The sequence below is a fragment of the Pelagibacterium mangrovi genome (genome assembly GCF_036662815.1).
Taxonomy (GTDB): domain Bacteria; phylum Pseudomonadota; class Alphaproteobacteria; order Rhizobiales; family Devosiaceae; genus Pelagibacterium; species Pelagibacterium mangrovi.
This window is the reverse complement of record NZ_JBAFXA010000002.1, coordinates 32,898-58,723: the sequence shown is the minus strand read 5'-3', so window position 1 is coordinate 58,723 and position 25,826 is coordinate 32,898. Positions and strand designations below refer to the sequence as shown.

The window sequence follows — 25,826 nt, the reverse complement described above, 5'->3', positions numbered from 1 at the left end:
GGCATAATCGCGAACGAAAAAGCGCAAACTGACGAAAATTTACGCCACAATGACGAAAGTTAACGCCGACCGCATGCTTTTGGCGCTGCTGCGCGAGAACGCCCGCATGCCCGTGGCCGAACTGGCGCGGCGGCTGGGCGTTTCACGCTCCACAGCGCAAAGCCGCCTCGAAAAGCTCGAACGCAACGGCACCATTGCAGGTTACGCGCTCAAGCTGTCGGGGGGATATCTTTCCAACCAGATCAGCGCGCATCTGATGGCCACGGTATCACCCAAACTGGTGGGGCAAGTGGTCAAGGCCCTCGAAGCGATGATCGAAGTGCGCACCGTGCACTCGGTTTCCGGCAGTTACGACATGATCGTCGTGGTGGAAGCGCCGTCGGTGGCCGAACTCGATGCTGTGATCGACAGGATCGGTGCGCTCGAAGGGGTCGAGCGCACCATGAGTTCGATCATCCTCTCGACACGGGTCGAGCGCTAGATGTCTTCGAACTCGGCGACGGTTTCAGCCGCGATTTCCTGCAGAAACGCGGCGGTTTCAGCATCGAGCCGACCGTAATAATCATAGCTGAGGCCGACCGGGGAAACGCCGTAAAGCGTCGCAAGCGCGGTGGCCGCGGCAAGGTAGGACCCGGCCAGATTGGGGTGGCTGTGGTCGAACTCGACATGCAGTTCGAGATCGGGCCGCTCCTCGTATGCCTTGGCGAAGGCGAGGCCCACCGGGATGACCGTCGCGTCGATCTCGGCGGCGACTTCGGTATAAAGGCTGGCCAGATTATCGGTCATCTCGTCACTGTGGTTGCGATGTCCCTCGCCATAGGCGTGGGTCATGTAGAGCACGGTCTGCGCGCCGTGTTCGGTGATCGCCTCATTGGCCGCCAGAACCGCGTCGCGAAAGGCCGCGCGGCGGTTGTCCGAATTGCCGGCGGCGCTGTGCCCGGCAAGGACCACCGCGTCGAACGGCTCGTCATAGCCGATGGCGCCGGGTGTCAGGTAGTGCTCGAAAGGGTGATGGGAGAGCGAACCGCCGGAAATGGTGATCGAGCGATAGGCCAAAAGATCGTCGTCGTCCCGCCCCTCGGCTTCCGCGAGCATGCGGTTGAGGTGGTTGTGAAGGCTGTCATTGTAGTAGAAATAGCTGTTGCCCACAAAGAGGATCTGCCGTGGCGTATCGGGTGTCGCCTCCTGGGCGAGGGCGGAAACCGGGACGAGCAGGAGCATGGCTCCGGCCAGCGAGCACGCAAGTTTAATCATTGATTTTCCTCCAAATTCCTCCGCCCCTGCGCGGGAACGCAAGGGATGGAATTTGCTAGCGCGGGCCTTTGCGGGCTGACAACCCCAAGCGGGGCGCATCCATGCGTTTGATGGCTTGGCGTTCCCTGCAATGGGTGGGATCGGTGACATTTGTCCCCCGAACATGTCTCCCATCCTACCCATCGTCGACGATGGGCGGGGCTTACTTTCTGATTTCGTAAAGCCGGAACCGCCCGCCATCTTCCGGTGCGAAGGCCATGACGAAATGGTTTTCGCCGATCTTGTTGATTTCCGCGACGGCATCGAATTCGCGTTGTTCGGGCGTGATTTCGCCGGAGGTCATCGTCGAATAGAGCCGCGGAGCCTCATAGCCGTAATAGAGGGCGCCGACGAAAAACACTGTCATATCATCGCGTTGGGCCAGCATGCCGCGATGGCGCTGGCTGCCCGAATTCTTGTCGAAGACCAGCGATTGGGCTTCCGGATAGATGCGGGCGGGGAAATATTGATAGACGAAAGCCCCCAGTTCCGTGGCTTGCAGGGATCGCATACGCCATTCGCCTTCGAGTTCTGAGATGTCGAAGGTGATGGGTTCGGCGTCGATCAGGGTCTGGAAATCGGTAAGGGAATCAAGGGTTTCCGGATCGTTTGAGGTCTCGGCCAATCCGTCGAGACGGAGTTGGAGCGCCTCGCGCCAGCCCTCCGCGAGCGTCTGGTCCTCGGGGTGGAGCTGGGTGAGCAAGTGCTTGGCGTAATTGGGAGATTCCTGTCCCAAAGCCGGGAAAGCCAGGGACAGGAAGAGGGCGAGGAGGGCTCCGGTGACGGCACGCATGGCGGCTCCATATTGTCTATATACGGGTCGAGATCGGAGATTGTGGCGGTGTTATGCGACCCTATTCAGGCGTTACCGACACCATTGTGCATTTTTCGTCCCGTCTGGGCGTCGAAGCAGTGCAGGGCCGTGTGCGGAACATGGAGCTTGAGCGCGTCTCCGGTCTCGCCGCGATGGATGCCGGCGCTGCGCAGCACCAGTTCCTTGTCGAGCCCCTGGCCGTGGACATAGAGCAGGCTTTCCGAACCGACAAGTTCGACAGCGTCGAGGGTGGCGTCGATCGCGAGATGGGGTTCGGCGGGCGGGACGAGAGCGATATCCTCGGGGCGGATGCCGATGGTGCCGCAACCGGACCCGACGCGATCGGGAAGACCACCGGCCAGCGTGCGCAAGGCATCGGTGGCAATCAGGTTCATGCCCGGCGACCCCATGAAGCCGGCGACGAACAGCGAGGCGGGATCGGAATAGATGTCGAGGGGCTTGCCGATCTGCTCGATCACCCCGCCATTCATGACCACGAGCTTGTCGGCCAGCGTCATGGCCTCGAGCTGATCGTGGGTGACATAGACCGATGTGGTGCCCAGCGCACGCTGCAGGCGGCGGATTTCTACCCGCATCTGGCCGCGCAGCTTGGCGTCGAGGTTGGAAAGCGGTTCGTCGAACAGGAACGCCTTGGGCTGGCGCACGATGGCGCGCCCCATGGCGACGCGCTGGCGCTGGCCACCCGAAAGCTGGCGCGGCTTGCGCTCGAGGAATTGCTCGATCTCAAGAATGCGCGCCGCTTCGGCGACGCGGCGATCGATCTCTTCCTTGGGCGTCTTGCGGTTCTTGAGCCCGTATTCGAGGTTCTGGCGCACGCTCATGTGCGGATAGAGCGCATAGTTCTGGAACACCATGGCGATGTCGCGCTCGGCCGGTTCGAGCTTGTTGACGATGGTCTCCCCGATGCGAATTTCCCCGCCGGTGATGGTTTCCAGCCCCGCGATCATGCGCAAAAGCGTGGACTTGCCGCAGCCCGAGGGGCCGACGAGAACGACGAGTTCGCCGTCCTCGATCGAAAGGTCGAGCCCGTGGATGGCCGTCACATTGCCCTGATAGGTCTTCTTGACGGAATTGAGCGTTATCGATGCCATTATTATTTCTCCGTTTCGACCAGGCCTTTGACGAACAGGCGCTGCATGGCGATGACGATGAGGACGGGGGGCAGCATGGCGAGCACCACCGCCGTCATGATAAGGTTCCACTGCGGATCGACTTCCTGAGCGCCGGCCATCTGGCGGACCCCCATCATCAGCGTGAAGTGCTCTTCGCGCGTTGTGACCAGAAGCGGCCAGAGGTACTGAACCCAGCCATAGATGAACAAGATGATGCACAGTGCCGCGATATTGGTGCGCGAAAGCGGCAGGAGGATATCGCGGAAGAATTTGAGCGGACCGGCGCCATCGACCCGGGCGGCTTCCATCATCTCGTCGGGGATGGTCATGAAGAACTGCCGGAAGAGGAAGGTCGCCGTGGCCGAGGCGATGAGCGGAATGGTCAGGCCAGCATAGGAGTTGAGCATGCCCAGATTGGCGACCACCTCATAGGTGGGGATGATGCGCACTTCGACCGGAAGCATCAGCGTGATGAAGATGATCCAGAAGGCCAGCACCCGGAAGGGGAAGCGGAAATAGACGATGGCGTAGGCCGAGATGATCGAGATGGCGATCTTGCCGACCATGATGATGAACGCCATCACCGTGGAATTCCACACCATCAGCCAGAAGGGTGGGGCGCCCGGCGGATCGAAGGTCCAAACGGCAATGAGATTGGATATCAGCTCGGCACCCGGCAGCAGCGGCGCGCCGCTGTTCAGCGTCACGTCGGTGTGGGTCATGGCGATGACGGCGACATAGACTGGAAAGGCCACGATGATGACGCCGACGACCAGCACCAGGTGGGTGAGAATGTTGAGAAAAGGCCTGTTTTCAACCATAGAACCGTTCCCCCTCAGTAGTTTACGCGGCGTTCCACATAACGGAACTGGATGAAGGTGAGGGCGATGACGAACAGCATCAGGACGACCGACTGCGCCGAGGACGAACCGATGTTGAGCCCGATGAAACCGTCCGAATAAACCTTGTAAACAAGGATATTGGTCGCCTGGTTGGGGCCGCCATTGGTGGTGGCTGCGATGATGCCGAAGGTGTCGAACATCACGTAATTGATGTTGACGATGAACAGAAAGAAGGTCGTCGGCGAAAGCAGCGGGAAGACGATGGTCCAGAACCGCTTGAACGGACCCGCGCCGTCGATGGCGGCGGCCTCGGTCAGCGAGTGGGGAACCGATTGCATTCCGGCCAGAAAGAACAGGAAATTATAGGAAATCTGCTTCCAGGCGGCGGCGATGATGATGAGGATCATCGCGTGGTCGCCATTGAGGTTGGCATTCCAGACCACGCCGAAATAACGCAGCATATAGGGCAGGATGCCGGTGGAGGTGTTGAACAGAAACCACCACAGGATGCCCGCGACGACCGGGGCGACCGCATAGGGCCAGACCAGGAGTGTCGTATAGGCGTGCGAGGAACGGATCAGCCGGGAAACGGCGGCCGCGAACAGCAGCGCCAGCCCCATGGAAATCGCCGTGACCGCGATGGCGAAAATCACCGTGCGGCCGATGGAATTGATATAGAGGGGGTCCTGGAACAGGCGGATATAATGGGTCAGCCCGACGAACTGGGTCGAGAGCCCGAAGGGATCGGCGCGCTCGAAGGAGGATTTGACCGCCTGGCTGGCCGGCCAGATGAAGAACACCAGCGTGATGATCAGCTGGGGCGCCACAAACAGATAGGGCAGCGCCTTGTTGGGAAATACTGTGCGTTTGGTTTCCATCGCCTGCCCGTCGCGAAAAATGTCGAAAGGCCGGCGCTATGGGCCGGCCTTTCTATCCTCATGGATACCGCTTACTGATAGGCGGCTTCGAACTCGCGCAGGATCTGGTTGCCGCGCTCGACAGCCGAATCCAGGGCTTCCTGGGCGGTCTTGCTGCCCGAGAGAACAGCCTGAAGCTCTTCGTCGATAACGGTACGGATCTGGGGCATGTTGCCAAAGCGCACGCCCTTGGAGTTTTCGGTGGGTTCGTTGAGGTTGATCTGACGGATGGCGATATCAGAACCCGGGTTTTCTTCGTAATAGCCCTGTTCCTGGCTCAGCTCGTAAGCGGCGAGGGTGACCGGGAGATAGCCGGTGGCCTGGTGCCAGGCAGCCTGGACTTCGGCCGAAGAAAGATAGGTGAGGAATTCGGCGACGCCTTCATATTCGGCGTCTTCGTGACCGGCCAGCGTCCAGAGCGTCGCGCCACCGATGATCGAGTTCTGCGGAGCGCCATCGACGTCAGCAAACACCGGGAGCATGCCGAAGCCGACTTCGAAACCGTCGGCATTGGCCATAACACCGGCGCGCGAAGCCGAGGAGTTCATGTAGATGGCGCATTCGCCGGAATAGAATTTGGGCGCGTTGTCGGCACCGCCGGCGGGGCCGCCGTACGAATAGATGCCCGCATCCTGCCATTCGGCAAGCTTTTCCCAGAGACGAACAGAGAGCTCGTGGTTGAAGGCCAATTCGCTCGACAGACCGCCGAACCCGTTTTCCAGCGTGCCATAAGGAACGTTGTGCAGGGCCGAGAGGTTTTCAGTGCCCAGCCAGGTGCCGGTGTAAGCCATCACGAAACCGCATTCGGCAGCGCCCGAATCGATGATCTGCTGGGAGAAGGATTCGATTTCTTCCCAGGTCGCGGGAGCGACTTCGGGGTCGAGGCCGGCGGCTTCGAACACGTCCTTGTTGTAATAGAGGATCGGGGTCGAGGAGTTGAACGGCATCGAAAGCATGTTGCCTTCGGTGTCGGTGTAATAGCCGGTGACGACCGGGAGGAAGGCGGAGGGATCGAAATTCGAACCGTGGTCGGCCATCAGCTGGTAAACCGGATAGACGGCGCCCGGGGCAGCCATCATCGTGCCGGTGCCCACTTCGTAGATCTGTACGATATGGGGCTGTTCATTGGCGCGGAAGGCGGCGATGGTGTTGACCATCGATTCCTCGTATTCGCCGCGATAGGACGGAACCACGACGTATTCGTCCTGGCTGGCGTTGAAATCGTCGGCAATGCCCACGAGGCGTTCGCCGAGCTCGCCGCCCATCGAATGCCACCAGTTGATTTCGGTCTGGGCAAAAGCCGAAGAGGCGCCCAGAGCGAGAGCCATGGCGGCGGTGCCGCTGGCCAGAAGTGTCTTTTTCATGATGTTCTCCCGATCAAATTCTGTCTCGGCCGCATCCGGCCGGTGGCGCGAACCACGGGGCAGATGCCTAGACCGGACGTGCAAAGCTCAGGTGACGATGACATGACGATTGCATGACGGTGGAAAAGCCCGCGCTTCCCGCGCGTGCGGCGCCATGCGATGGCCGTTCTCCTCCCTTGAACTCCTCCCGACGTCACGATCGCCGTCTTAGCCGGCAGCGCATATTTGCGTCTGCCGACGGAACTATTGTGACAGGATTGTCATGATTGGCAACCGAGGCCGCACGCAGAAATCAGACTCTGTTGAAAACCGCGAAGACTTCGGTGTGCGAGGAAAAGGCGAACTGATCGACCGGAGTGACGGGGCCGATCGCGAATCCCGCCTGCACCAGCACGGCAGCATCGCGGGCAAAACTCTGTGGGTCGCAGCTCACATAAGCGATGGTTTTGACCTTCGATCCGGCCAGTTGGCCGATTTGGGCCTGCGCTCCGGCCCGGGGTGGATCGAGCACCACGGCATCGAACCGGTTGAGCTCAAACGGGCCTAGCGGCTCGCGGAACAGATCGCGCCGCTCGGCTGTGATGGGCTTGAGACCCTTTGTGTTGCGTTTCGCCGCGTCGAGGGCGGCGACGGCCGGGCCATCGGCATCGGCGGCAAAGACCGGCGCGCGCTCGGCAAGGCGCAGGGCGAAGGGGCCGACGCCACAGAAAAGATCGGCGATGTGCCGAGCGCCGGAAACCGCGCCGGTCACCAGCGCGGCGAGCGTGTTTTCGGCTTGTTCGGTCGCCTGCAGGAAACTGCCGACGGGAAGCGGCACCTCGGCCTTGCCCATGGCGATACTGGGCTGGCGATGGATGATCAGGGGTTCGCTGTTGAGCGAAAGGCGCGCCAGATCGAAGGCGCGGGCGAGGGTCGTGAGTTTTGGGTTCGGCCGGGCGCCTTTGGCGCGGATCGCGACGTCCAGCCCCATGTCGGAGGCGGTGAAGGCGACATCGCACGGACCGATGGCTGCGGCGATATCGCGGGCGATTTTTGGCGCGCGGGCCAGCGCCGGAACCAGAATCGGGCAAAAATCGAGATCGTGAATGGCGTGGCTGCGCAGCGCCATGAAGCCGGCAGCGCTGGGCGTGGCGTGGAACGTGGCCCGGCGACGCCCCGTGCCGTGCGCTATGATCGGGTCCTTAACCTCGGCAGAAACACCGGCGCGATCAAGGGCTTGGGCGACCAGCGAGCGCTTGAACGCGAGATAAAGTTCGGGCGAAAGATGCTGGAGCTGGCAGCCGCCGCAGGCGCCGTAATGCGGGCATGGTGTCTCCCGCCGTTCCGGTGCAGGGGCGAGAATATCGATGAGTTGCGCGCGATTGCCCTCGATTTGGGCGGTGATGGTTTCGCCGGCCAGCGTCAGCGGCACGAAGACCGGCTTGCCATCAAGGGTTGCGACGCCCTCGCCCCGATGGCCAAGCCGTTCGATGATGAGGGTTTCTAGGGTCATTTCGGGGCGGCGATCCGGGCCGTGACCGCGTCGACATCGGGGATGGAGGGCTGGGCACCATTGACGAGGCAGGCCAGACCCGCCGCGACCCCCGCCCGCTCCATGGACTTCGCGAGGTCGAGCCCTTCGGCAAGCCCGGCTGCGAGATAGCCAACGAAAGTGTCGCCGGCCCCCACGGTATCGAGCGGGGTGATCGGCAGGGCGGGGGCGGAGACGGTCTGCCCATCCGTTGCCGCAAGCGCGCCGCGCGCGCCCAGGGTGGCGACGACGGTCGTGTCGATCCGTTCTGCCAGCCAGGCAACCGAGGCTTCTTCATCGAGTTCGGGCGCGCCGAGCATCGAAAGCACGCCGGCCAGCTCGGTTTCGTTGACGACCAGCACGTCGATGTAATCGAGGAATTTGAGATCGAAATCGGTGTAGGGGGCAAGATTGAGCACGACTTTGGCGCCGTTTTTCCGCGCTAGCGCGGCGGCGGCGATCGAGGCGTCGATGGGGGTTTCGAGCTGGAGGAGGAGCCAGTCGCCCTCGGCAATGCCGGCCTGTTCGAGGGCCGTGGCGGTTAGCCGCGAATTGGCGCCGGGGAGGACGGTGATCATGTTCTCGCCCTCGGCATTGACGATGATCAGCGCGGTGCCGGTGTGTCGGTCCATGCGGCGGACGGACGAGAGATCGGCCCCCGATTCGCTGAGCAGCGCCAGCGCCTGGGTGGCGAAATCGTCATTGCCCACGCAACCCACCATTTTCACCTCGGCGCCGGCCCGGCGCGCGGCGAGCGCCTGATTGGCGCCCTTGCCGCCCGGGGAGAGTTCGAGTGAGGAGCCGAGCACGGTTTCCCCGGGCCGCATCAGCGTGGGCGCGTGACCGATCAGGTCGATATTGATGGAGCCGAACACGACGATCACAGCGCCTGGTCCTTTTTCGTTGAATCGCCCCCTTGTGCCAAGGGAACCAGGCCAACTCAATGGGAAAGTCAGATCGCCGCAGAAATGCGCAGGCCGATGCGGGTTTCGTCATAAGCCGGCGCAAGGCCTTCGACCCGGCGATAGCGGGCCAGCGCTTCGAGTCGGAGCCCGCCCAGCGGCATCCAGCGAGCGATGAGTTCGGCGCCGCGCTCGGTTTCGATCGTGACGTCGAGGGCCGGGCTGCGGCGCTGGCCGGCGAACAACGCGGCTTCGAGCGCCCATTGGGGGACGGGGGTGATCAGAATGCTGCCGCGTGCCTTGAGGCGCCAGTCGGCAAGGCCGTCGGCGGGGTCCCCGGTTTCGGCGCCGGCATCGAAGGTGGCGGCCAGAGTGAGGGTGTCGCTCAGTTGCAGTTGGGTGGCGAGTGCGGTGTGAGGCGTGGCGAGGGCGTCGATGGATTGGTCGTGGGGGAGGATGGCGTCGATGCCACCGCGCAGGGAGAGCGAGGCAGCCGCGTCCTCGAGCTCGAAACCGGCGGCGAGGCGGGCGACCGAGACCGGGAGGCGGGCGAAAATCGCCTGTTCGTCAGAGGAAACGAGGGTGGCCAGATATTGAGCGCGGACCGTAAGGGCGACGGCCGGGGCTATGGAATGAGCGATGTCGAGGCCGGCGATGATCGTGTCTGTGATGGCTTCGGTGCGGGTATCGGGCAAAAACCCGCCCTCGAACCGCGTTTCGCCGGGTCGGGTAGCGCCATAGGCCAGATCGGTACCAAGGATCGCTCTGCCCAGCGCGGTTTCGGCGCGCAGCCGGGCGAGGGCCGAGAGTGTGGGGAGGGTGACGCCGACGAGGCCGAGCGCCTGGCCTTCCTCCTCGTAGGAGAGGATCAGGCTGCCACGCAGGGCGGTTTCGGGGAGCGGGCGGGCGTCGGCGTCGAGCGTCAGGGAGGTGGACCAGTCGTTTTCACGCCAGAGCACGCCATAGCGGGTGTCTTCGAAAAAGATTGCGCCGCGCAGGGCGAAGTCCTCGCCGGGCATGGCGAGCCCGATCGTGTGTGTCGTTGTGAGGTAGCTGTCCGATGTGCCGCCGGCGATGGCCTGGGCGTTGGATGTCCAGCCCGCTTCGACGCTCGAGGAGAGCGTAGGGGCCGGTTGGGCGAGGGCGGGGCCGCTCATGCCGAGGCCTGCCGTGAGGATGGCCACTCTAAGGATGTTCACCTACCGTCCCCCACAAAGAATGTTCACGCGCCCGATGGTCAGATCGAAGGCGATCATGGGGCGGCGTGGTGAAGGTTTTGGCGCCACGCGGGCCCGTATTTTTACGCGGGTGGGGGAATGGACCGAAGCATCGAGATCGGGATGGCGCTGCGCAGGTTCCGTATCAGCACGCGCATCAATCAGGACGCCATTGCGAAAACGCTTGGGGTGAGCCAGAGCCAGGTTTCGCGCTGGGAGAGCGGGCGGGACCGGCCCAGGGCCTATAATCTCGATGCCATCCAGGCGCTGATCTGGGGACGCAGCGATCCGGCGCTGGCGGGGCTGATCCACTATGTGCGCGGGGCGCAGGCGCCGCTGGTGCTGTTCGACGAAGGGCTGGAAATCGTGGCGGCGAGCCCGTTCCTGCGCGAAAGGGGCGGTCCGCTCAAACTGTTCGGCTGGCTGTTCGACAAAGAAATCAATCCCACGCTTGCCGGGATGGCGAAACGGTTCGCAGTGCTGGCGAAAGCCGATCCGGTGATGACGCTGGAAATCCCGTTTTCCCACGAGGCGCGGCCCTGGGCCTGCCATGGACGGCTGACGGTCAACAGGATCGGGCCCGAGCTCTACGCCATCGGAGAGATGAGTTTCATGCGCGACGAAAAACACAAGGTGACGCGCATCGGGCTCAAACCCGCGACCCGGCCCGGCGCAACCACTGCGACGGACCGGGCTTAGGCTTGGGCTTGGGCTTGGGCTTACCAGCCGAAGCGGGAGAACGAGCGGTAGGAATAGTTCGAGCCCCATTGGTTGCCGACCATGTTGCCGGCGCCCACCACGTTGCCCGAACCGGGAACGACTGTGTTGCCGCGTCCCGAAACCACGGTGCCGCCATGAGGCGCCGTGGCATTGCCCGAACCGGTGACATTGGTCGAGGCGTTGGACGCCCGCGAGCTGCCCAACAGGCCCGAAAGCACGTTCGAGCCGTTGAGGATGCCCCCGTTGAGGACCGAGATATGGCCGGTCTGCAGACCGAGCAGATTATTGCCAAGGCCAAGCAGGCCCGAATTGCCCGACCCGAGGATCTGGGCCTGAGCCGGAGCGGCCAGGGCCAGGGTGGAAACGATGGTCAATGCAGCGAAAAGTTTCATGTTTGCCTCCTGTTGGAAGGGATAACCCCTTCGACGCAAAAGAGAAAATCGCCGCTGGACATCTTCAGCAATACTTAACCATATTATTATGCGTTTCATGCGCGTTATGCGCCGATTGGCGCGCTTTTAACCAGCGCGATTAGCCAAGCCGGGCCGTTCAGACCCGGTTCAGCGCCGGCGCGGCAAGGAGAATGCAGGGTTTGCCAAGATGAAAGGACCCTTCCATGCGTATCAAATCCACTGCGTTTTCGATTGTAGCGCTCTCGGCCTTGCTGATGAGCGGCGCGGCCATGGCCGATGACATGACGATTACCGGCGATATTTCCTATCGCGAGCGCATCGCCTTGCCCGACAATGCGGTTGCCACGATATCGCTGATCGACGTTTCGCTGGCCGACGCGCCGGCGCAAACCCTTGCTCAGCAAGTGATCGATCCGGCCGGGCAGGTGCCGATCGGCTTTGTTCTCGATGTCGCTTCCGGCGACGTGGTTTCCGGACACAGCTATGCCATTTCGGCGCGCATCGATGTGGGGGGCGAGCTGTGGTTCATCAACGATACGCGCATCAGCGTCGACCCGGCCAATCACGATGCGCCGATTTCGGTGCCGCTGGTGAGCGCGCGTGGCGTGAGCGACACGCCCGTGGCAAATGAGGCCGGAGACGAGTCGGCCTCCCTGCCCGGCACGCGCTGGGTGCTCGTGGCGCTCGACGGCGAGGCCATTCCCGATAGCGTGGATGCCTCGCTGTCCTTTGGCGCCGATGATGGCTCCGTCGGTGGCAATGGCGGCTGCAACGTCTTCGGCGGTTCGATCGCCTACCAAGAGGACGGTACCATCGATATTTCGCAGATAATGTCCACCATGATGGCCTGCGAGGACGCCAAGATGAACACCGAGCGCGGGCTGTTCAACGCACTTGAAGCCGCGACCGGTTACACGATCGAAGGCGAGACGCTGACGCTCAGCGACGAGAGCGGAACAGTTCTGGCCGAGTTGACCGCCCAGGCCTCGGAGTCAGAATAAGCCCTCTTCACGCGTTGCCGGGTCCATCAAGGCATGGACCCGGTCGGCGCCCAGCCGCGCGAGCTTGAGCAGCATCGCCTTGCGCCGCGCGCCGGGCAGCGGTTCGTGGGGGGCGTTACGCAGGATATCGCCCCAATGGCCGTCGGCGACCATCAGCCCTTCTTCGGCGGGAAAGATTTCCGGGTCGAGTTCGGGGGGCTTGCAGAAGAAGAACCGGTCGCAGAAATCCTTGTAATTGGGCCATTTGGCATCGACCCGATAGTCGATGAGGCTGGATTTGATCTCGACGATCCAGATTTCCCCTTTTCCCCCCAGCGCGATGACATCGGCCCGTCGCCCATTGGTCAGCGGCACCTCGGCAAAGCAGGTCATGTCGTGGACCGAGCGTAAAAAGCGCATGACGCCGCGCTGCACGCGCAGCGCGGTCGGCGACTGGCGGCCATCGACGAGAAAAGGTTGCAGGGCGGATTCAGCATCACTCATGTTCTCATTTTATTCCCATCGGCGCGCGATGAACAGCCCCCGCCAAGCGTTTCGGAAATGAAACGAGCATTGCAAAACCGCCCGTAGCGCCCCGGTGCGATCCGGGCGCATGATTGTGCCTGCGAGGGGGCGTTCAGCCCCATTGATCATCGAAATTTCATCAACGGGTTTGGGTGGCGCGTCCGGCGCCGCCGGAGGTTTGCCATGCCGTTTTTCATGCCCCGTGTGCTGGCCGATTGGCTGGCGTTTCAGTCCACCTATGCAGCGTTACGCCGCCTCGATCCCTATCTCAGGGCCGATCTGGGGCTGACCGACGCCGATCTGCGACGCATCTGCCGCCGGGCGGTGCACCATAAGGGGCCGATATCGATCTATCTTCTGGTCGAGGAGGATTCCGCCCGCGATCAGGGCGTGTCCACGACGCTGTGGCACGAGATCGGTTCGGCTTCCGAATCTTCCTCCTCGCCCACGTCCATGGCGTCGGTGAAGAAGGCTTCATTGCCCCGGCTCCACCATTCGTACTGGCCCGAGACATAGCGTGCGCCCGATGCCGAGACGACGTTGACGAAGATCAGGTTTTCGCCCTCGATGGGGACGATGGCCAGAAAGATCGGATGGGCGTTGATGTATTCGACGACCATCGGATTTTCGATGCCTTCGCACTGATAGGTCATAACGTCCCGCTGGGCGTTGCCTTCGAGTTCGAGCACGAGCTGCATTGAGGTTTCGACGGCGCCGGCGGGAAGCGCGGCGAGGCTGAGGGCTGCGGCGAGCAGAAGGGGTTTCACGGACGACCTCCTCGAATCCGGTTGATTCTGATGCGAATCGTAACACCGGTGACGTGGCAGGACCATGACCGCCTCGATCACACGAGGGCGAAGACGATTCCATAGACGATTGCACCGCCCACCGTGGCTATCGAGATATCGCGGCGCCAGAGATAGAACAGAACGACCGCGGCCGACCCCAGGAGCAGCGGCGCGATAGCCCGCAGGTCGGGCGAGAGCATGGGCAGCACGGCCCCCACATAGAGCGCGGCGATGGCCGCCGGGCCGGTGGCCGCAAGGAAGCGGCTGAGGGGCGCGCGCGGATTGCCCGTGCCGCGCATGAAGCACGTCGGCAGGTAGCGCAGCATCCATGTGCCCAGGCCCACGAGCACGGTGATGATGATAAATTCGGTGTTCACGCCGGTTTCCTTCCGCCGAACGCAAGGCTCGAGCACGCCCCCACCACCATGCCGCCCAGGATGCCGACGGTGGGCGAGGTTAAGAGGATGAGCACCAGGGTGACGCAGACGGTGACGATCACCACCGGGACGTGCACGCGGTTGATCAGCGAGAGCACCATCGAGAGAAACAGCGCGGGCATCAGAAAGCCCATAGCGGCATCGATGGCCGGATAGGCGCTGAGCGCGCCGCCCGCCACGGCCCCGATCGCCGTGCCGATCAGCCACGCGAAATAGGGACCTGCGCCGATGCCGAACATGAAGCGCGGCGAAAAATAATCCTTGGAGCGGTTGAGCGCGACAATGGCCGAGCCAAACGCGCCGTCAGAGAGAAAGAAGCTCCAGGCCCAGGCGTGGCGCTTGGTGGCGTTGCCCCGTGCCGCCTCGATGATGGCGGGGCCGTAAAAGACGTGCCTGAGATTGGTAGCGATGATCGAAAGCGCTGTGACCAGGATCGGCGCGCCCGACCCCACCAGCGCCAGGACGAGGAACTGGCTGGCTCCGGCATAGACGACGGCGGAAAGCAGCGTGGCTTCGAGCGCGGTGAATCCCGCCTTGATGGCCGCCACCCCGAACGCGATGCCGACCGGAACATAACCTATGGCAATGGGCATCGAGGCGCGGGCGCCGGAGCGGAAGGTCGGGAGGGCGGGCATGGGAAGGACGGGCGGCTATGGGGCGGGGCGGGAAGCTTAGAATGGATTGGAAACCTTGGCCAGTGGCCTTTGGGAGCGCCTCGCCCCCCGGCGTGCAACTGGATGGGAGCTGGCCCGTTGCTAACCCTCAGAGGGGCGGTAAATCACGAAACTTCAATGGAGAAGTGAAATGAACAAGCTCTCTGCTCTTGCCCTCGGTACGGCCTTGACCCTGTCGATGCCGCTTGCCGCTCTCGCCCAGGATGCCGATGCGGGCGTGACGCTCGACGGTGGCGTGACCACCGAACTCGGCGGCGAGGATGCTGGTGTTGAAGCGGGTGTTGGCGCCGGAGTTGATGCCGATGTCGACGCGGGCGTTTCCGACCTCACCTATGGCGACCTCGATACCGCCCTCCAGGGTGCAGGCACCGCCGATCTTTCCGGAGTGACCGCCGACACCCAAATCGAGATCGTCGATATTTCGACGCTCGGCGAGGATGGCGAGTTCACCGCCAGCGCCTATGCGGAAACCCAGGCCGATTATCAGGCCGATATCGACGTGCTGCAGGGCAATGTGGAAGGCAATGCCGATGTGGTCGCCGCCGTCGAAGCGGCGGGCTATACCCCCGCAGACGTGATTGCGGTGTGGATGGATGGGGATGCGGCGCTGACCGTCTTCGTCGAGAGCCAGCAATCGCCCGAGGCCGAAGCGGCCGAGGACGCGACGACCGACGAGGCGGCAGACCCCAACACCGACGCGGGGCTCGAGCCCCCGACCCAGGGTGAAACCACCACCCAATAAGCCAACCCGGACGGCGGGGTGCTTTGGCGCCCCGCCGTTTTTCATGCGCGCCTGCTCGCGCCAGTTGACCTGAGGCGCCCGGCACGGCCACCGTTCGGCAGATGTGATTCGGCGCCAAAGGATAGCCATGACCGCTCTTGCCGAGTTTGCCATGCTCGCCCATGGGTGGCGGCGCCTTTTGCTTCTGGCGGTGGCCGGCGCGGTGGCCGGCCTCTCCGCTCCGCCGCTGTTCTTCCTCATCGCCCTGTTTTTCGGCATGCCGGTGCTGGTGTGGGCGCTCGACGGCGCTGAGCGGCGGCGCACGGTGCGGGGCGTGCTGCTGGGCCCCGCGTTCCGGATCGGGGTTGCCTTCGGGTTCGGCTATTTCGCGACGACGCTCCATTGGGTGGGCGCGGCGTTTTTCGTCGATGGCGGCTGGCTTCTGGTGCTGATGCCGTTCGCGGTGGCGGGGCTGGCGTTGCTGCTTGCCCTGTTTTGGGGGCTGGGCACCGCTTTTGCGCATTTCTTCTGGTCGGCGGGCGCCGGGCGCATTTTCGCGCTGGCGGTGGGGCTGACGCTGGCCGAGCTGGCGCGCGGATATCTTTTCACCGGCTTCCCGTTCAATTTGCTGGGCTACGCGCTGACCGCCAATGAGCAGATGATGCAGGCGGCCTCGCTGGTCGGCGTCTATGGGCTGGGCTTTGTCGCCATCCTCGTTTCGGCGGTCCCGGCGCTGGTCTGGCCGGCCGCCGAGCGCTCGATCATCGCCCGCGTCCTGCCCCTGTTCGCCGCCTTCGGGCTGATCGCACTGCAGCTCGGGTGGGGCAATTATCGGCTGGCCGAGACCCGAACCGAGCCGTTCGACGATATCAATTTAAGGATCGTCCAGCCGGTCATCTCCCAGGACATCAAATGGCAGACCTTCGCGCGCCAAGAGACGATCACAAGGCTGCTCGATCTGTCGACCATGCGGGCCGGGCCGCAGGATCAGGGGCTGGACGACGTCACCCATCTGATCTGGCCGGAGGCGGCGATCCCGTTCTTTTTATCCGAGGAGCCGCAATATCTGGCGCAGATCGCCCGCGCGCTGCCCGATGATATCTGGCTTTTAACCGGCGCGCCGCGCGAGCCCTATGGCACCAATGGCCAGATCGTGCCGGGAGCAAAACCGTTCAATTCCATCCTCGCCTTCAATGGCGCGGGCGAGGTGGTGACCTCCTACGACAAGACCCATCTGGTGCCGTTCGGGGAATATCTGCCGTTCGGCGATACGCTGCGCCAATTCGGCATCAACCAGTTCGTGACCGGCTCGGAAGGCTGGGCGGCGGGGACCGAGCGGCGGCTGATCGAATTGCCGGGTTCGCCCGCCATCATGCCGCTGATCTGCTACGAGATCGTCTTTCCCGGCGCGCTGGGGGACGCGGTGGCCGAGGCGGGGTTTATCCTGGTTGTGACAAACGATGCCTGGTTCGACGGGTCGATCGGACCGGCCCAGCATTTCCATCACGCGCGGGTGCGGGCGGTGGAAGAGGGCATCTCGATGGTGCGCGCCGCCAATTCGGGGATTTCGGCCATCGTCGATCCGCTCGGGCGGATCGACGCGATGATGGCCGAGGGCATGGTGGGCGCGATCAAGGGCGTGCCCGACCAACCGCTGGGCGGGACGGTTTATGGGCAGTACCGGCATTGGCCGTTGGTGGCGATGCTGGTGTTGGGCGCCGTGGCCGCGCTGCCGGGGTGGGAGAGGCGGCGCAGGCGGATGGTGGATTGACAGGTTCGGCTCGCTGCGAGGCCGCTGCTGGATTCCGGGAATAAATCCCGGAATGACATTGGTTTGTGTAGGGCACCTCATTGTTCCCACCCGATCCTGTCATTCTCAGAAATGACAAGGGGTTGTATGGGGCCGCCTCGTTGCCACTATCCCGGAATCCAACGGCAGCGCCCGCCAAGCCGCCAATTTGGCAATATAAAGCTTTCTTTATATCGCTCTTGATTTCCACTCCTCAAACTGCGAAAAGCAGGACTGAAAGTGTCAGGAATAATCTCCCGACACGCGCACTTCCGCGTGCGCCCTCGCCGCTAGACAAGAGGTTTAACGTGGCCAGTTCTTCCTATCTGTTCACCTCGGAATCCGTTTCCGAGGGCCATCCCGACAAGATCTGCGATCAGGTGTCCGACGCCATCGTCGACGCGTTTTTTGCCGAGGACCCCTATTCCCGCGTCGCCGTTGAAACGCTGGCGACCACCAACCGTATCGTCCTGGCCGGCGAAGTGCGCGGCCCGGCATCCATCGATCATGATCGCATGGAAGAGCTGGCGCGCGGGGTGGTCAAGCGCATCGGCTATGAGCAGGACGGCTTCCACTGGAAGACGCTCGATTTTTCCTGCCACGTCCACGAACAGTCTGCCCATATCGCCCAGGGCGTCGACGCTTCGGGCAACAAGGACGAGGGGGCTGGCGACCAGGGCATCATGTTCGGCTTCGCCGTCAACGAAACCCCCGAGCTGATGCCGGCGCCGCTGCTTTACGCGCACAAGATTTTAAAGACCATGGCCGAGGCGCGCCATTCGGGCGCGGCGTCCGAATTCGGGCCCGACGCCAAGAGCCAGGTGACGCTCAAATACGAGAACGGCAAGCCGGTGGGCGTTTCCGCCGTTGTCGTTTCCACCCAGCACGACGAGGATGTGTCCCAGGAGCGCGTGCGCGAACTGGTGCGGCCCTTCGTTGAAAACGTATTGCCGGAAGGCTGGATGCCGCCCGAGGACGAATTTTACGTCAACCCTACCGGCGCCTTCGTCATCGGTGGGCCGGACGGGGACGCCGGGCTGACCGGGCGGAAAATCATCGTCGACACCTATGGCGGCGCTGCGCCCCATGGCGGGGGCGCGTTTTCGGGCAAGGACCCCACCAAGGTGGACCGCTCGGCGGCCTATGCGGCGCGCTATCTGGCCAAGAACGTCGTGGCGGCGGGACTGGCGGAAAAATGCGTCATCCAGCTTTCCTACGCCATCGGGGTGAGCAAGCCGCTCTCGATCTTCGTCGATACCTATGGCACCGGCACGGTGGATGAGGATCGGCTGGGGCTGGTGCTGCAAAAGGTCATGGACCTGTCCCCGCGCGGCATCCGCACCCATCTGGGATTGAACAAGCCGATCTATGAGCGCACGGCGGCCTATGGCCATTTCGGGCGCGAACCGGAGGCCGATGGCGGGTTCTCCTGGGAGCGGACCGATCTGGCCGAGGTGATCAAGGCCGAATTGAGCTGATCCTTGCCATCGGCAAGCCAATGACGCTAAAGCGCAGCGCAACAGAAGCTGCGCTTTATTGCGTTTAAGAGTGTCATGACCATCAAACCCATTCCGCAGGACCCCAAGGGGCCGCGCGCCTTTTTCGGTCGCCGGGCCGGCAAGAAGCTCCATAGCGGCCAGAAGGCGCTGTTCGAAACGCTGCTGCCGCAATTGAGCGTGGATATTTCCGCGCCCGTCGACCCGCGTGCGCTGTTTCCCGAAGCCAAACGCATTCACCTCGAAATCGGCTATGGTGGGGGCGAGCATCTGGCGCGTATCGCGAGGGAAAACCCCGAAGACGGGTTCATCGGCTGCGAGGTGTTTACCGGCGGCATCGGCAAGCTGCTCGAAGCGATCGACGAGGACGGGATCGGCAATATCGCGCTGTTTCCCGACGACGTGATCAAGCTGCTCGCCGTGATGCCCGACGCCTCGGTCAATTGCCTCTACGTGCTCTATCCCGACCCCTGGCCCAAGCCGCGCCACCACAAGCGGCGGCTGATCCAGTTTCCGGTGCTGACCGAATTCGCGCGGGTGGTCAAACCCGGCGGGACGTTCCGGTTCGCGACCGATATCGAGGATTACGCCAATTGGACGCTGGGCCATATCCTGCGCTCGGAGGGGTTTGTCTGGCCCATCGCCGAGCCGGGCGCCTGGCACGAGCCGTATCCGGGGTGGCAGGCGACGCGCTATGAGCAGAAGGCGCGGAGGCAGGGGCGAATGAAGAGTTTTTACTTCGAGTTCGTGCGGGTCTCTTGAAGGCTGGTATATAGTACCAATATATGGTACCAAGCGCCATGAAGCGCAAACATGAGACGACGCTGCGGCAGATTTATTCGCGTCCCGTCAGCGGGTCGGTCCGCTGGAGCGACATCGAAGCGCTGTTCGTCGCTCTGGGAGCCGAAGTCTCCGAACGCGAGGGGTCGCGGATCGCGGTGGTACTGTTCGGCGAGGTGCGGATATTCCATCGCCCGCATCCCTCGCCCGACACAGACAAGGGCGCGGTGGCCAGCGTGAGGAAATGGCTCGAAAGCCGCGGAGTGAAACCATGAAGAACGTCATCGAAATCGGCGGTCACAAGGCGGTGGTGAGCTACGATCCGGAAATCGGCATGTTTCGGGGCGATTTCATCGACCTCGCCGGTGGGGCTGATTTTTATGCCACGAGCGTGGAGGCTCTCCATAGCGAGGGGCAGGCTTCGCTTAAGGTCTATCTCGAAGTCTGCGCGGAACGGGGAATCGAGCCATTCAGATCCTTTTCGGGCCGTTTCAACGTGCGGCTCAACCCCCAGGTCCATGAAGCGGCGGTGACCGCGGCGGCGGCCGAGAACAAGAGCCTCAACGAATGGGTGGCCCAGGTGCTGGCCGATGCGGCGAAGGCTTCTTAAGCCCGCCTTGCGTTTTCGCGTTTCGAGCGCTATATAGACGCAACAATCTCAGATCAAATGAGAGTGGGTGCCCAACGGCCCCCGCTCTTTTTTATTGCCCTCGTCAGGGGAAAGATGACAACGAACACGAAACGCTACATCCGTGAAACCGCGCTCGAGGGGCGCATTGCGGCAATCGTCGAGCCGGTGGCCCAGTCGCTGGGCTATGATCTGGTCCGCATCCGCGTGACCCAGGACAATGGCTGCACGCTGCAGATCATGTGCGAGGACGACAGCGGGCACTTCACCATCGAAGATTGCGAAAAGCTCCACAACGACCTCAATCCGATCCTCGACCTCGAAGACCCCATCGATCGCGAATATCATCTCGAGATTTCCTCGCCCGGCGTCGACCGGCCGCTGGTGCGGGCCCGCGATTTTACGGCCTGGGCCGGTTACGAGGCCAAGGTCGAGCTTTCCGACATGGTCGATGGCCGCAAGCGCTTCAGGGGCGATATCGTTGGGGCCGATGACGACACCTTTTCGATCCGCCTGCCCGATGCGCCCATCGGCACCGATCCCGTCCACACCCTGCCGCTGTCGCTTCTGGCCGACGCCAAGCTGGTGATGACCGACAAGCTGCTCGACGAAGCCAAGCGCCGTCAGGACGAAGACCCCGACTACGACACGTCCGACGAGGACATCGAAACCATCTACACCGACGAAACCGACGGCGAAGCCGCCGACGAGCGAAATCAGGAGAATTGATCGAAATGGCCGTTTCAGCGAACAGGTTGGAACTTTTGCAGATCGCCGATGCTGTGGCGCGCGAAAAGTCGATCGACCGTATGATCGTCATCGAGGCGATGGAAGAGGCCATCCAGCGCGCCGCCAAGGCCCGCTACGGCGCCGAGACCGAGGTCAAGGCCGAGATCAATCCGCGCACCGGCGAACTCCGCCTGTGGCGCCTGCTCGAAGTCGTCGAGCGCGTCGAGGAATACGGCCGGCAGATTTCATTGAAGGAAGCGGTGGAGAAAAATTCGGCCGCCAAGCTGGGCGATTATGTCACCGAACCGCTGCCGCCCATCGAATTCGGGCGCATCGCGGCGCAATCGGCCAAGCAGGTCATCGTCCAGAAGGTGCGCGACGCCGAGCGCGACCGGATGTATGAGGAATATTCCGACCGCGTGGGTGAGATCATCAACGGTTCGGTCAAGCGCGTCGAATATGGCAATGTGATCGTCGATCTGGGGCGGGGCGAGGCCATCATCCGCCGTGACGAACTGATCCCGCGCGAGCAGTTCAGATACGGCGACCGCGTGCGCGCCTATATCTACGACGTGCGCCGCGAGCAGCGGGGGCCGCAGATTTTCCTCTCGCGCACCCATCCCCAGTTCATGGCAAAGCTGTTCGCCCAGGAAGTGCCCGAAATCTACGACGGCATCATCACCATCCGCTCGATCGCCCGCGATCCGGGCAGCCGTGCCAAGATCGCGGTGACGAGCTCGGACTCCTCGATCGATCCCGTCGGGGCATGCGTTGGTATGCGCGGCAGCCGCGTTCAGGCGGTCGTGGGAGAATTGCAGGGCGAAAAGATTGATATTATCCCCTGGACGAACAATATAGCAGATCTGGTCGTCTCGGCGCTCCAGCCCGCCGATGTCGCCAAGGTGGTGCTCGACGAGCAGGCCGAACGCATCGAAGTGGTGGTGCCCGACGAGCAGCTTTCGCTCGCCATCGGCCGTCGCGGCCAGAACGTGCGTCTGGCCAGCCAGCTCATCGGCTGGGACATCGACATCCTGACCGAGCAGGAAGAGAGCGAACGCCGGCAGAAGGAATTCACCGAGCGTTCGACGCTGTTCATGGACGCGCTGGACGTCGACGAAATGGTCGCCCAGCTCCTGGCGTCCGAAGGCTTCTCCTCGATCGAGGAACTGGCCTATGTCGATATCAGCGAAATCGCCTCTATCGGCGGGTTCGATGAGGAGACGGCGGGCGAGATCCAGAACCGGGCCACCGAATATCTCGACGCCCGGGAACGCGAGCTCGACGATGAACGCAAGGCGCTCGGGGTCGAGGACGCGCTCTACGACATCGACGGCCTTTCGGCCGCCATGCTCGTGGCGCTGGGCAAGGACGACATCAAGTCCGTCGACGATTTCGCCGGCTGCGTGGCCGACGATCTGATCGGCTGGACCGAGCGCAAGGACGGCGAAACCAAGCGCTATGAAGGCACGTTCTCGGCCTTCCCGCTCTCCAAGGAAGAGGCCGAGGACATGATCATGGCGGCACGGCTGAAGGCCGGCTGGATCACCGAGGACGACCTGCCCCAGGCGGTGGAAATCGCCGAGGGTGAAAGCGAGGTCGCTGCCGAGGACGGGGCCGCCCAGTAGGCGGACAGGGCGAGAAGGACGCCGCAATTGGGCCGCGAAAAACAGGTATTGAGGATGTGCGCGCTGACGCGGGAGGAAAAACCCGGCTCCGCGCTCATCCGTTTCGCGGTTTCCCCCGACGGGGTCCTGGCGCCCGACGTTGACGCCAAGGCGCCGGGCAGGGGCGTGTGGATCACGCTTTCGTCCGACGCCGTCGCCGAGGCGGTGCGCAAGAAGGTCTTCGCGCGCAGCCTCAAGGAGAACGTTGCCGTGCCGCCCGACCTTGCGGAACTGGTGCGGACGCGGTTAGAACAGCGCCTCGCGGGTGCTCTTGGCCTGGCGCGCAAGGCGGGCGCGCTGGTGACGGGCGCAGCCAAGGTCGCGAGCCTTCTCGAAGGCGCGCGCGCGGCGGCGCTGATCACGGCCAGCGACGCGGCCCCCGATGGGCGCCGCAAGATGATGCAATCGGTCCGGCGAGGGGAAAACCCCCAGACGCTGGTCCATATCGAATCTCTTTCGTCGGCCCAATTGGGTTTGGCATTGGGGCTCGAAAATGTGATACACGCTGCGCTGACTCCCGGCCCGGCGGCAAATTCGGCGATCGAGCGGGCAAACCGGCTCGCTCTCTACATCGCCACAGACAGAGAAGAAGACGGCACCATATGACCGATAAGGACAAGACCAGCGACGATTCGGGTTCGGGCAAGAAGACCCTGACCCTAAAGGGCGCGCCCAATCTGGGTGCCCGCCCCGGCATGTCGCGGTCCTCACGCACGGTGGTTGTTGAAAAGCGCACGCGGCGCGTCGGCGCGCCCGGCGCGGGTGCGCCCCAGCAGAGCCAGGGTGGCGGACAGGGCGGCGGTGGCCGGCCCCAGTCCGGCAGCGGCCGTCCGGGTGGACGCCCGGTCAGCCCGCGCCAGAACCCGACAAATTCGGCGAGCCTGACCCAGAACGAGAACCAGGCCCGCGAGCGTGCCCTGCGCGAGGCTGCCGCCCGTGCCGAGGAAGACCGCCTCAAGGCCGAAGAGGACGCAAGGCGCTACGCCGAGATCGACGCCCGCCGCAAGGCCGAGCGCGAGGAAGCCGAACGCCGCGCCGCCGAGGAGCAGGCCGCGCGCGAAGCCGAAAAGATCAAGGACGAGCTCGACGAGATCGTTCCGGTCAAGGCCGGCCAGGCCCGGCCCAAGCCGGTGGCCAAGCCCAGCCCGCGTGCCGCCCAGCCCGACATGCCGCCCCCGCCCCCTCCGGGTGAAGGCGAGGACGATCGCGTGCGCCGTCGCGCGGCCCCGGCCCCCAAGGCCCTGGTCGACCGCGACGAGCTCGAACGTGCCAAGCGCAACGCCGCGCCGCGCCCCGGCGCGACCCCGGTGCGCCGGGGCAATGACGGCAGCTCGCGCGGCCGGCTCAACGTCAATTCGGCGCTCGACGACAGCGATCGGCGCGGTCCTTCGCTGGCCGCCATGCGCCGCCGGCAGAACAAGAAGATGGGCCGCAACGTCAAGGCCGCCCAGCCCAAGCTCAGCCGCGAAGTGATCATCCCCGAAGCCATCACGGTTGCCGAACTGGCCAACCGCATGGCCGAGCGGGCCGTCGACGTGATCAAGCTGCTGATGGCCCAGGGCCAGATGCTCAAGATCAACGACGTGATCGACGCCGATACGGCCGAACTGATCGCCACCGAGCTGGGCCACACCGTCAAGCGCGTGGCCGAGAGCGACGTGGAAGAGGGCCTGTTCGACGACGTCAAGAACGACGAGGCCGGCGATCTGGTCTCCCGTCCCCCCGTCGTCACCATCATGGGCCACGTCGACCACGGCAAGACCAGCCTGCTCGACGCGCTGCGCGAGGCCAATGTGGTCTCGACCGAAGCGGGTGGCATCACCCAGCACATCGGCGCCTATCAGGTGGAAAAGAACGGCCAGAAAATCACGTTCCTCGATACCCCGGGCCACGAGGCGTTCACCGCCATGCGTGCCCGCGGCGCCCAGGCGACCGACATCGCCATCCTGGTGGTGGCGGCCGACGACAGCGTGATGCCTCAGACCATCGAATCGATCAAGCACGCCAAGGCGGCGGGCGTCCCGATCATCGTGGCGATCAACAAGATCGACAAGCCCGCTGCCGACCCCACCAAGGTGCGCACCGAACTGCTCCAGCACGAAGTGTTCGTGGAATCGATGGGCGGCGACGTGCTCGACGTGGAAGTCTCGGCGCTGAAAAAGACCAATCTCGACGGATTGCTCGAAGCGGTGCTGCTGCAGGCCGAAGTGCTCGAGCTCAAGGCCCCCGAAAAGGGCCGCGCCGAGGGTCTGGTGATCGAATCCAAGCTCGACAAGGGCCGTGGCGCAGTGGCGACGATGCTCGTCCAGCGCGGCACGCTTTCGGTCGGCGACATCGTGGTGGCCGGCACCGAATGGGCCAAGGTTCGCGCGCTGATCGACGACAAGGGTGCCCAGACGAAGGCCGCCGGTCCCTCGACCCCGGTCGAAGTGCTCGGCTTCTCGGGCGTGCCCGACGCCGGCGACCGCTTCGCGGTGGTCGAGAACGAAGGGCGAGCCCGCGAGATCACCGAATACCGCCAGCGTTCGATCCGCGAGAAGACGGCGGGCGGCGGCGCGACCAGCCTCGAGCAGATGATGAACCAGCTCAAGGCCTCGGGCATCGCCAAGTTCCCGCTGTTGATCAAGGGCGACGTGCAGGGTTCGGTCGAAGCGATCGTTACCGCGCTCAACAAGCTCTCGACCGACGAAGTTTCGGCGCAAATCCTGTATTCGGGCGTGGGCGGGATCACCGAATCCGACGTGACGCTGGCCACGGCCTCGAACGCTGTGATCATCGGGTTCAACGTGCGTGCCAACAAGCAGGCCGCCGAACTGGCCCAGCGCGAGGGGATCGAGGTCCGCTACTACAACATCATCTACGACCTTATCGACGACGTTAAGGGCGTGATGAGCGGCATGCTGGCCCCCGAGGTGCGCGAAACCTTCATCGGCAACGCCGAAATCCTGGAGGTGTTCAACATCTCCAAGGTCGGCAAGGTCGCAGGCTGCCGGGTCACCGACGGCATGGTGGAACGCGGCGCCGGCGTGCGCCTGATCCGCGACAACGTCGTGATCCACGAAGGCAAGCTCTCGACGCTCAAGCGCTTCAAGGACGAAGTCAAGGAAGTGCAGGCTGGCCAGGAATGCGGCATGGCGTTCGAGAAGTACGAGGACATGCGTCCCGGCGACGTCATCGAATGCTACCGCGTCGAGAAGGTGCAGCGCTCGCTGTAGGCATTTCGGGCGGCGTCTCTGCCCTGACCATTCCCTGGACCCCGGGATTTATTCCCGGGGTCCAGCGGCAGCTTTTCCGCGACCGGCAGCGCACGGGTGGTATTGCGCCGCTACATCTTCTGCACGCGTGGCGGCGTTGCGGATTGTCGGGTCAAGCCCGACAATGACGAAAGGAGAGGGTGGAGCGGTTTGAGGCGAGAACGCCCGGAGCGTAAGCGAAGGGCCGCAGGCTGAGCCACACGTTTCTTAACGCTCACCTCGTGGTCTTCGGGCTT

The 25,826-nt window shown here is 63.5% G+C and carries 27 protein-coding genes; 13 read left to right on the top strand and 14 right to left on the bottom strand.

Annotated features, from left to right (window positions below):
• Nucleotides 1-49 precede the first annotated feature (49 nt).
• Nucleotides 50-481 (top strand): Lrp/AsnC family transcriptional regulator, encoded by a 432-nt coding sequence (locus tag V4T21_RS03025; RefSeq protein ID WP_332712878.1) that lies wholly within the window; start codon nt 50-52, stop codon nt 479-481.
• On the opposite strand, the gene V4T21_RS03020 is transcribed toward V4T21_RS03025, so the two are convergent.
• The 9 genes from V4T21_RS03020 to V4T21_RS02980 all read right to left on the bottom strand — a co-directional run bounded on the left by V4T21_RS03020 (nt 478) and on the right by V4T21_RS02980 (nt 9,974).
• Nucleotides 478-1,254: an SGNH/GDSL hydrolase family protein gene (locus V4T21_RS03020; RefSeq protein WP_332712876.1), complete on the bottom strand. Its 777-nt coding sequence runs from the start codon at nt 1,252-1,254 to the stop codon at nt 478-480. The genes V4T21_RS03025 and V4T21_RS03020 overlap by 4 nt on opposite strands.
• A gap of 202 nt (nt 1,255-1,456) precedes the next feature.
• A complete protein-coding gene (locus V4T21_RS03015; protein WP_332712873.1) occupies nt 1,457-2,086 on the bottom strand; it encodes a DUF4893 domain-containing protein in 630 nt (209 codons plus the stop codon).
• A 65-nt stretch (nt 2,087-2,151) separates the two neighbouring features.
• The gene (locus V4T21_RS03010) at nt 2,152-3,219 is read right to left on the bottom strand and encodes a sn-glycerol-3-phosphate import ATP-binding protein UgpC (RefSeq protein WP_332712870.1); all 1,068 of its coding nucleotides are present in this window, start codon (nt 3,217-3,219) and stop codon (nt 2,152-2,154) included.
• Nucleotides 3,220-3,221: 2 nt separating this feature from the next.
• On the bottom strand, nt 3,222-4,061 hold the full coding sequence (gene ugpE, locus V4T21_RS03005; protein ID WP_332712868.1) for a sn-glycerol-3-phosphate ABC transporter permease UgpE: 840 nt from the start codon (nt 4,059-4,061) through the stop codon (nt 3,222-3,224).
• A gap of 14 nt (nt 4,062-4,075) precedes the next feature.
• Nucleotides 4,076-4,960 carry a sn-glycerol-3-phosphate ABC transporter permease UgpA gene (ugpA, locus tag V4T21_RS03000; RefSeq protein ID WP_332712865.1) on the bottom strand — a complete coding sequence of 295 codons (885 nt, stop codon included), beginning with the start codon at nt 4,958-4,960 and terminating at the stop codon, nt 4,076-4,078.
• Between the two features lie 71 nt (nt 4,961-5,031).
• The gene (gene ugpB / locus V4T21_RS02995) at nt 5,032-6,363 is read right to left on the bottom strand and encodes a sn-glycerol-3-phosphate ABC transporter substrate-binding protein UgpB (RefSeq protein WP_332712862.1); all 1,332 of its coding nucleotides are present in this window, start codon (nt 6,361-6,363) and stop codon (nt 5,032-5,034) included.
• A 292-nt stretch (nt 6,364-6,655) separates the two neighbouring features.
• The gene (locus V4T21_RS02990; RefSeq protein WP_332712859.1) at nt 6,656-7,855 is read right to left on the bottom strand and encodes a class I SAM-dependent RNA methyltransferase; all 1,200 of its coding nucleotides are present in this window, start codon (nt 7,853-7,855) and stop codon (nt 6,656-6,658) included.
• On the bottom strand, nt 7,852-8,757 hold the full coding sequence (locus V4T21_RS02985) for a ribokinase (RefSeq protein ID WP_332712856.1): 906 nt from the start codon (nt 8,755-8,757) through the stop codon (nt 7,852-7,854). Before V4T21_RS02985 ends, V4T21_RS02990 begins: the two co-directional genes overlap by 4 nt.
• Nucleotides 8,758-8,825: 68 nt before the next feature.
• Nucleotides 8,826-9,974, bottom strand: a complete 1,149-nt coding sequence (locus V4T21_RS02980) for a hypothetical protein (protein WP_332712853.1) — start codon at nt 9,972-9,974, stop codon at nt 8,826-8,828.
• 117 nt (nt 9,975-10,091) lie between these two features.
• Between V4T21_RS02980 and V4T21_RS02975 the strand changes: the two genes are divergently transcribed.
• A complete protein-coding gene (locus V4T21_RS02975) occupies nt 10,092-10,691 on the top strand; it encodes a helix-turn-helix domain-containing protein (protein ID WP_332712850.1) in 600 nt (199 codons plus the stop codon).
• A 20-nt stretch (nt 10,692-10,711) separates the two neighbouring features.
• Here the strand turns inward: V4T21_RS02975 and V4T21_RS02970 are convergent, their stop codons facing one another.
• The gene (locus V4T21_RS02970) at nt 10,712-11,104 is read right to left on the bottom strand and encodes a hypothetical protein (RefSeq protein WP_332712847.1); all 393 of its coding nucleotides are present in this window, start codon (nt 11,102-11,104) and stop codon (nt 10,712-10,714) included.
• A 224-nt stretch (nt 11,105-11,328) separates the two neighbouring features.
• Between V4T21_RS02970 and V4T21_RS02965 the strand changes: the two genes are divergently transcribed.
• The gene (locus tag V4T21_RS02965; protein ID WP_332712844.1) at nt 11,329-12,126 is read left to right on the top strand and encodes a YbaY family lipoprotein; all 798 of its coding nucleotides are present in this window, start codon (nt 11,329-11,331) and stop codon (nt 12,124-12,126) included.
• On the opposite strand, the gene V4T21_RS02960 is transcribed toward V4T21_RS02965, so the two are convergent.
• From V4T21_RS02960 to V4T21_RS02945, 4 genes are all read right to left on the bottom strand, one after another.
• Complete coding sequence (locus V4T21_RS02960; RefSeq protein ID WP_332712842.1) at nt 12,118-12,609, bottom strand: MmcB family DNA repair protein; 492 nt, start codon at nt 12,607-12,609, stop codon at nt 12,118-12,120. The genes V4T21_RS02965 and V4T21_RS02960 overlap by 9 nt on opposite strands.
• Nucleotides 12,610-13,013: 404 nt before the next feature.
• Nucleotides 13,014-13,397, bottom strand: a complete 384-nt coding sequence (locus V4T21_RS02955) for an MliC family protein (protein WP_332712839.1) — start codon at nt 13,395-13,397, stop codon at nt 13,014-13,016.
• Nucleotides 13,398-13,474: 77 nt separating this feature from the next.
• Nucleotides 13,475-13,795 (bottom strand): AzlD domain-containing protein, encoded by a 321-nt coding sequence (locus V4T21_RS02950; protein WP_332712836.1) that lies wholly within the window; start codon nt 13,793-13,795, stop codon nt 13,475-13,477.
• Nucleotides 13,792-14,490, bottom strand: coding sequence for an AzlC family ABC transporter permease (locus V4T21_RS02945; RefSeq protein ID WP_332712833.1), 699 nt, complete (start codon nt 14,488-14,490; stop codon nt 13,792-13,794). Before V4T21_RS02945 ends, V4T21_RS02950 begins: the two co-directional genes overlap by 4 nt.
• A 169-nt stretch (nt 14,491-14,659) precedes the next feature.
• On the opposite strand from V4T21_RS02945, the gene V4T21_RS02940 reads away from it, so the two are divergent.
• The 10 genes from V4T21_RS02940 to infB all read left to right on the top strand — a co-directional run bounded on the left by V4T21_RS02940 (nt 14,660) and on the right by infB (nt 25,551).
• Nucleotides 14,660-15,271, top strand: coding sequence for a hypothetical protein (locus V4T21_RS02940; RefSeq protein ID WP_332712831.1), 612 nt, complete (start codon nt 14,660-14,662; stop codon nt 15,269-15,271).
• A 127-nt stretch (nt 15,272-15,398) separates the two neighbouring features.
• The gene (gene lnt, locus V4T21_RS02935; RefSeq protein ID WP_332712828.1) at nt 15,399-17,021 is read left to right on the top strand and encodes an apolipoprotein N-acyltransferase; all 1,623 of its coding nucleotides are present in this window, start codon (nt 15,399-15,401) and stop codon (nt 17,019-17,021) included.
• A 326-nt stretch (nt 17,022-17,347) separates the two neighbouring features.
• On the top strand, nt 17,348-18,517 hold the full coding sequence (gene metK / locus V4T21_RS02930) for a methionine adenosyltransferase (RefSeq protein ID WP_332712825.1): 1,170 nt from the start codon (nt 17,348-17,350) through the stop codon (nt 18,515-18,517).
• A gap of 75 nt (nt 18,518-18,592) precedes the next feature.
• The gene (trmB, locus tag V4T21_RS02925) at nt 18,593-19,297 is read left to right on the top strand and encodes a tRNA (guanosine(46)-N7)-methyltransferase TrmB (RefSeq protein ID WP_332712823.1); all 705 of its coding nucleotides are present in this window, start codon (nt 18,593-18,595) and stop codon (nt 19,295-19,297) included.
• Nucleotides 19,298-19,335: 38 nt separating this feature from the next.
• Entirely contained in the window at nt 19,336-19,590 is a 255-nt protein-coding gene (locus V4T21_RS02920) for a type II toxin-antitoxin system HicA family toxin (RefSeq protein ID WP_332712821.1), read from the top strand.
• Entirely contained in the window at nt 19,587-19,925 is a 339-nt protein-coding gene (locus tag V4T21_RS02915; RefSeq protein ID WP_332712818.1) for a type II toxin-antitoxin system HicB family antitoxin, read from the top strand. The genes V4T21_RS02920 and V4T21_RS02915 overlap by 4 nt, the downstream gene beginning before the upstream one ends.
• A gap of 114 nt (nt 19,926-20,039) precedes the next feature.
• Nucleotides 20,040-20,672 carry a ribosome maturation factor RimP gene (rimP, locus tag V4T21_RS02910; RefSeq protein WP_332712815.1) on the top strand — a complete coding sequence of 211 codons (633 nt, stop codon included), beginning with the start codon at nt 20,040-20,042 and terminating at the stop codon, nt 20,670-20,672.
• A gap of 5 nt (nt 20,673-20,677) precedes the next feature.
• Nucleotides 20,678-22,297, top strand: coding sequence for a transcription termination factor NusA (gene nusA, locus V4T21_RS02905; RefSeq protein ID WP_332712812.1), 1,620 nt, complete (start codon nt 20,678-20,680; stop codon nt 22,295-22,297).
• 27 nt (nt 22,298-22,324) lie between these two features.
• Nucleotides 22,325-22,942: an RNA-binding protein gene (locus tag V4T21_RS02900; protein WP_332712809.1), complete on the top strand. Its 618-nt coding sequence runs from the start codon at nt 22,325-22,327 to the stop codon at nt 22,940-22,942.
• Nucleotides 22,939-25,551, top strand: a complete 2,613-nt coding sequence (gene infB / locus V4T21_RS02895; protein ID WP_332712806.1) for a translation initiation factor IF-2 — start codon at nt 22,939-22,941, stop codon at nt 25,549-25,551. The genes V4T21_RS02900 and infB overlap by 4 nt, the downstream gene beginning before the upstream one ends.
• The last annotated feature ends 275 nt before the right edge of the window (nt 25,552-25,826 follow it).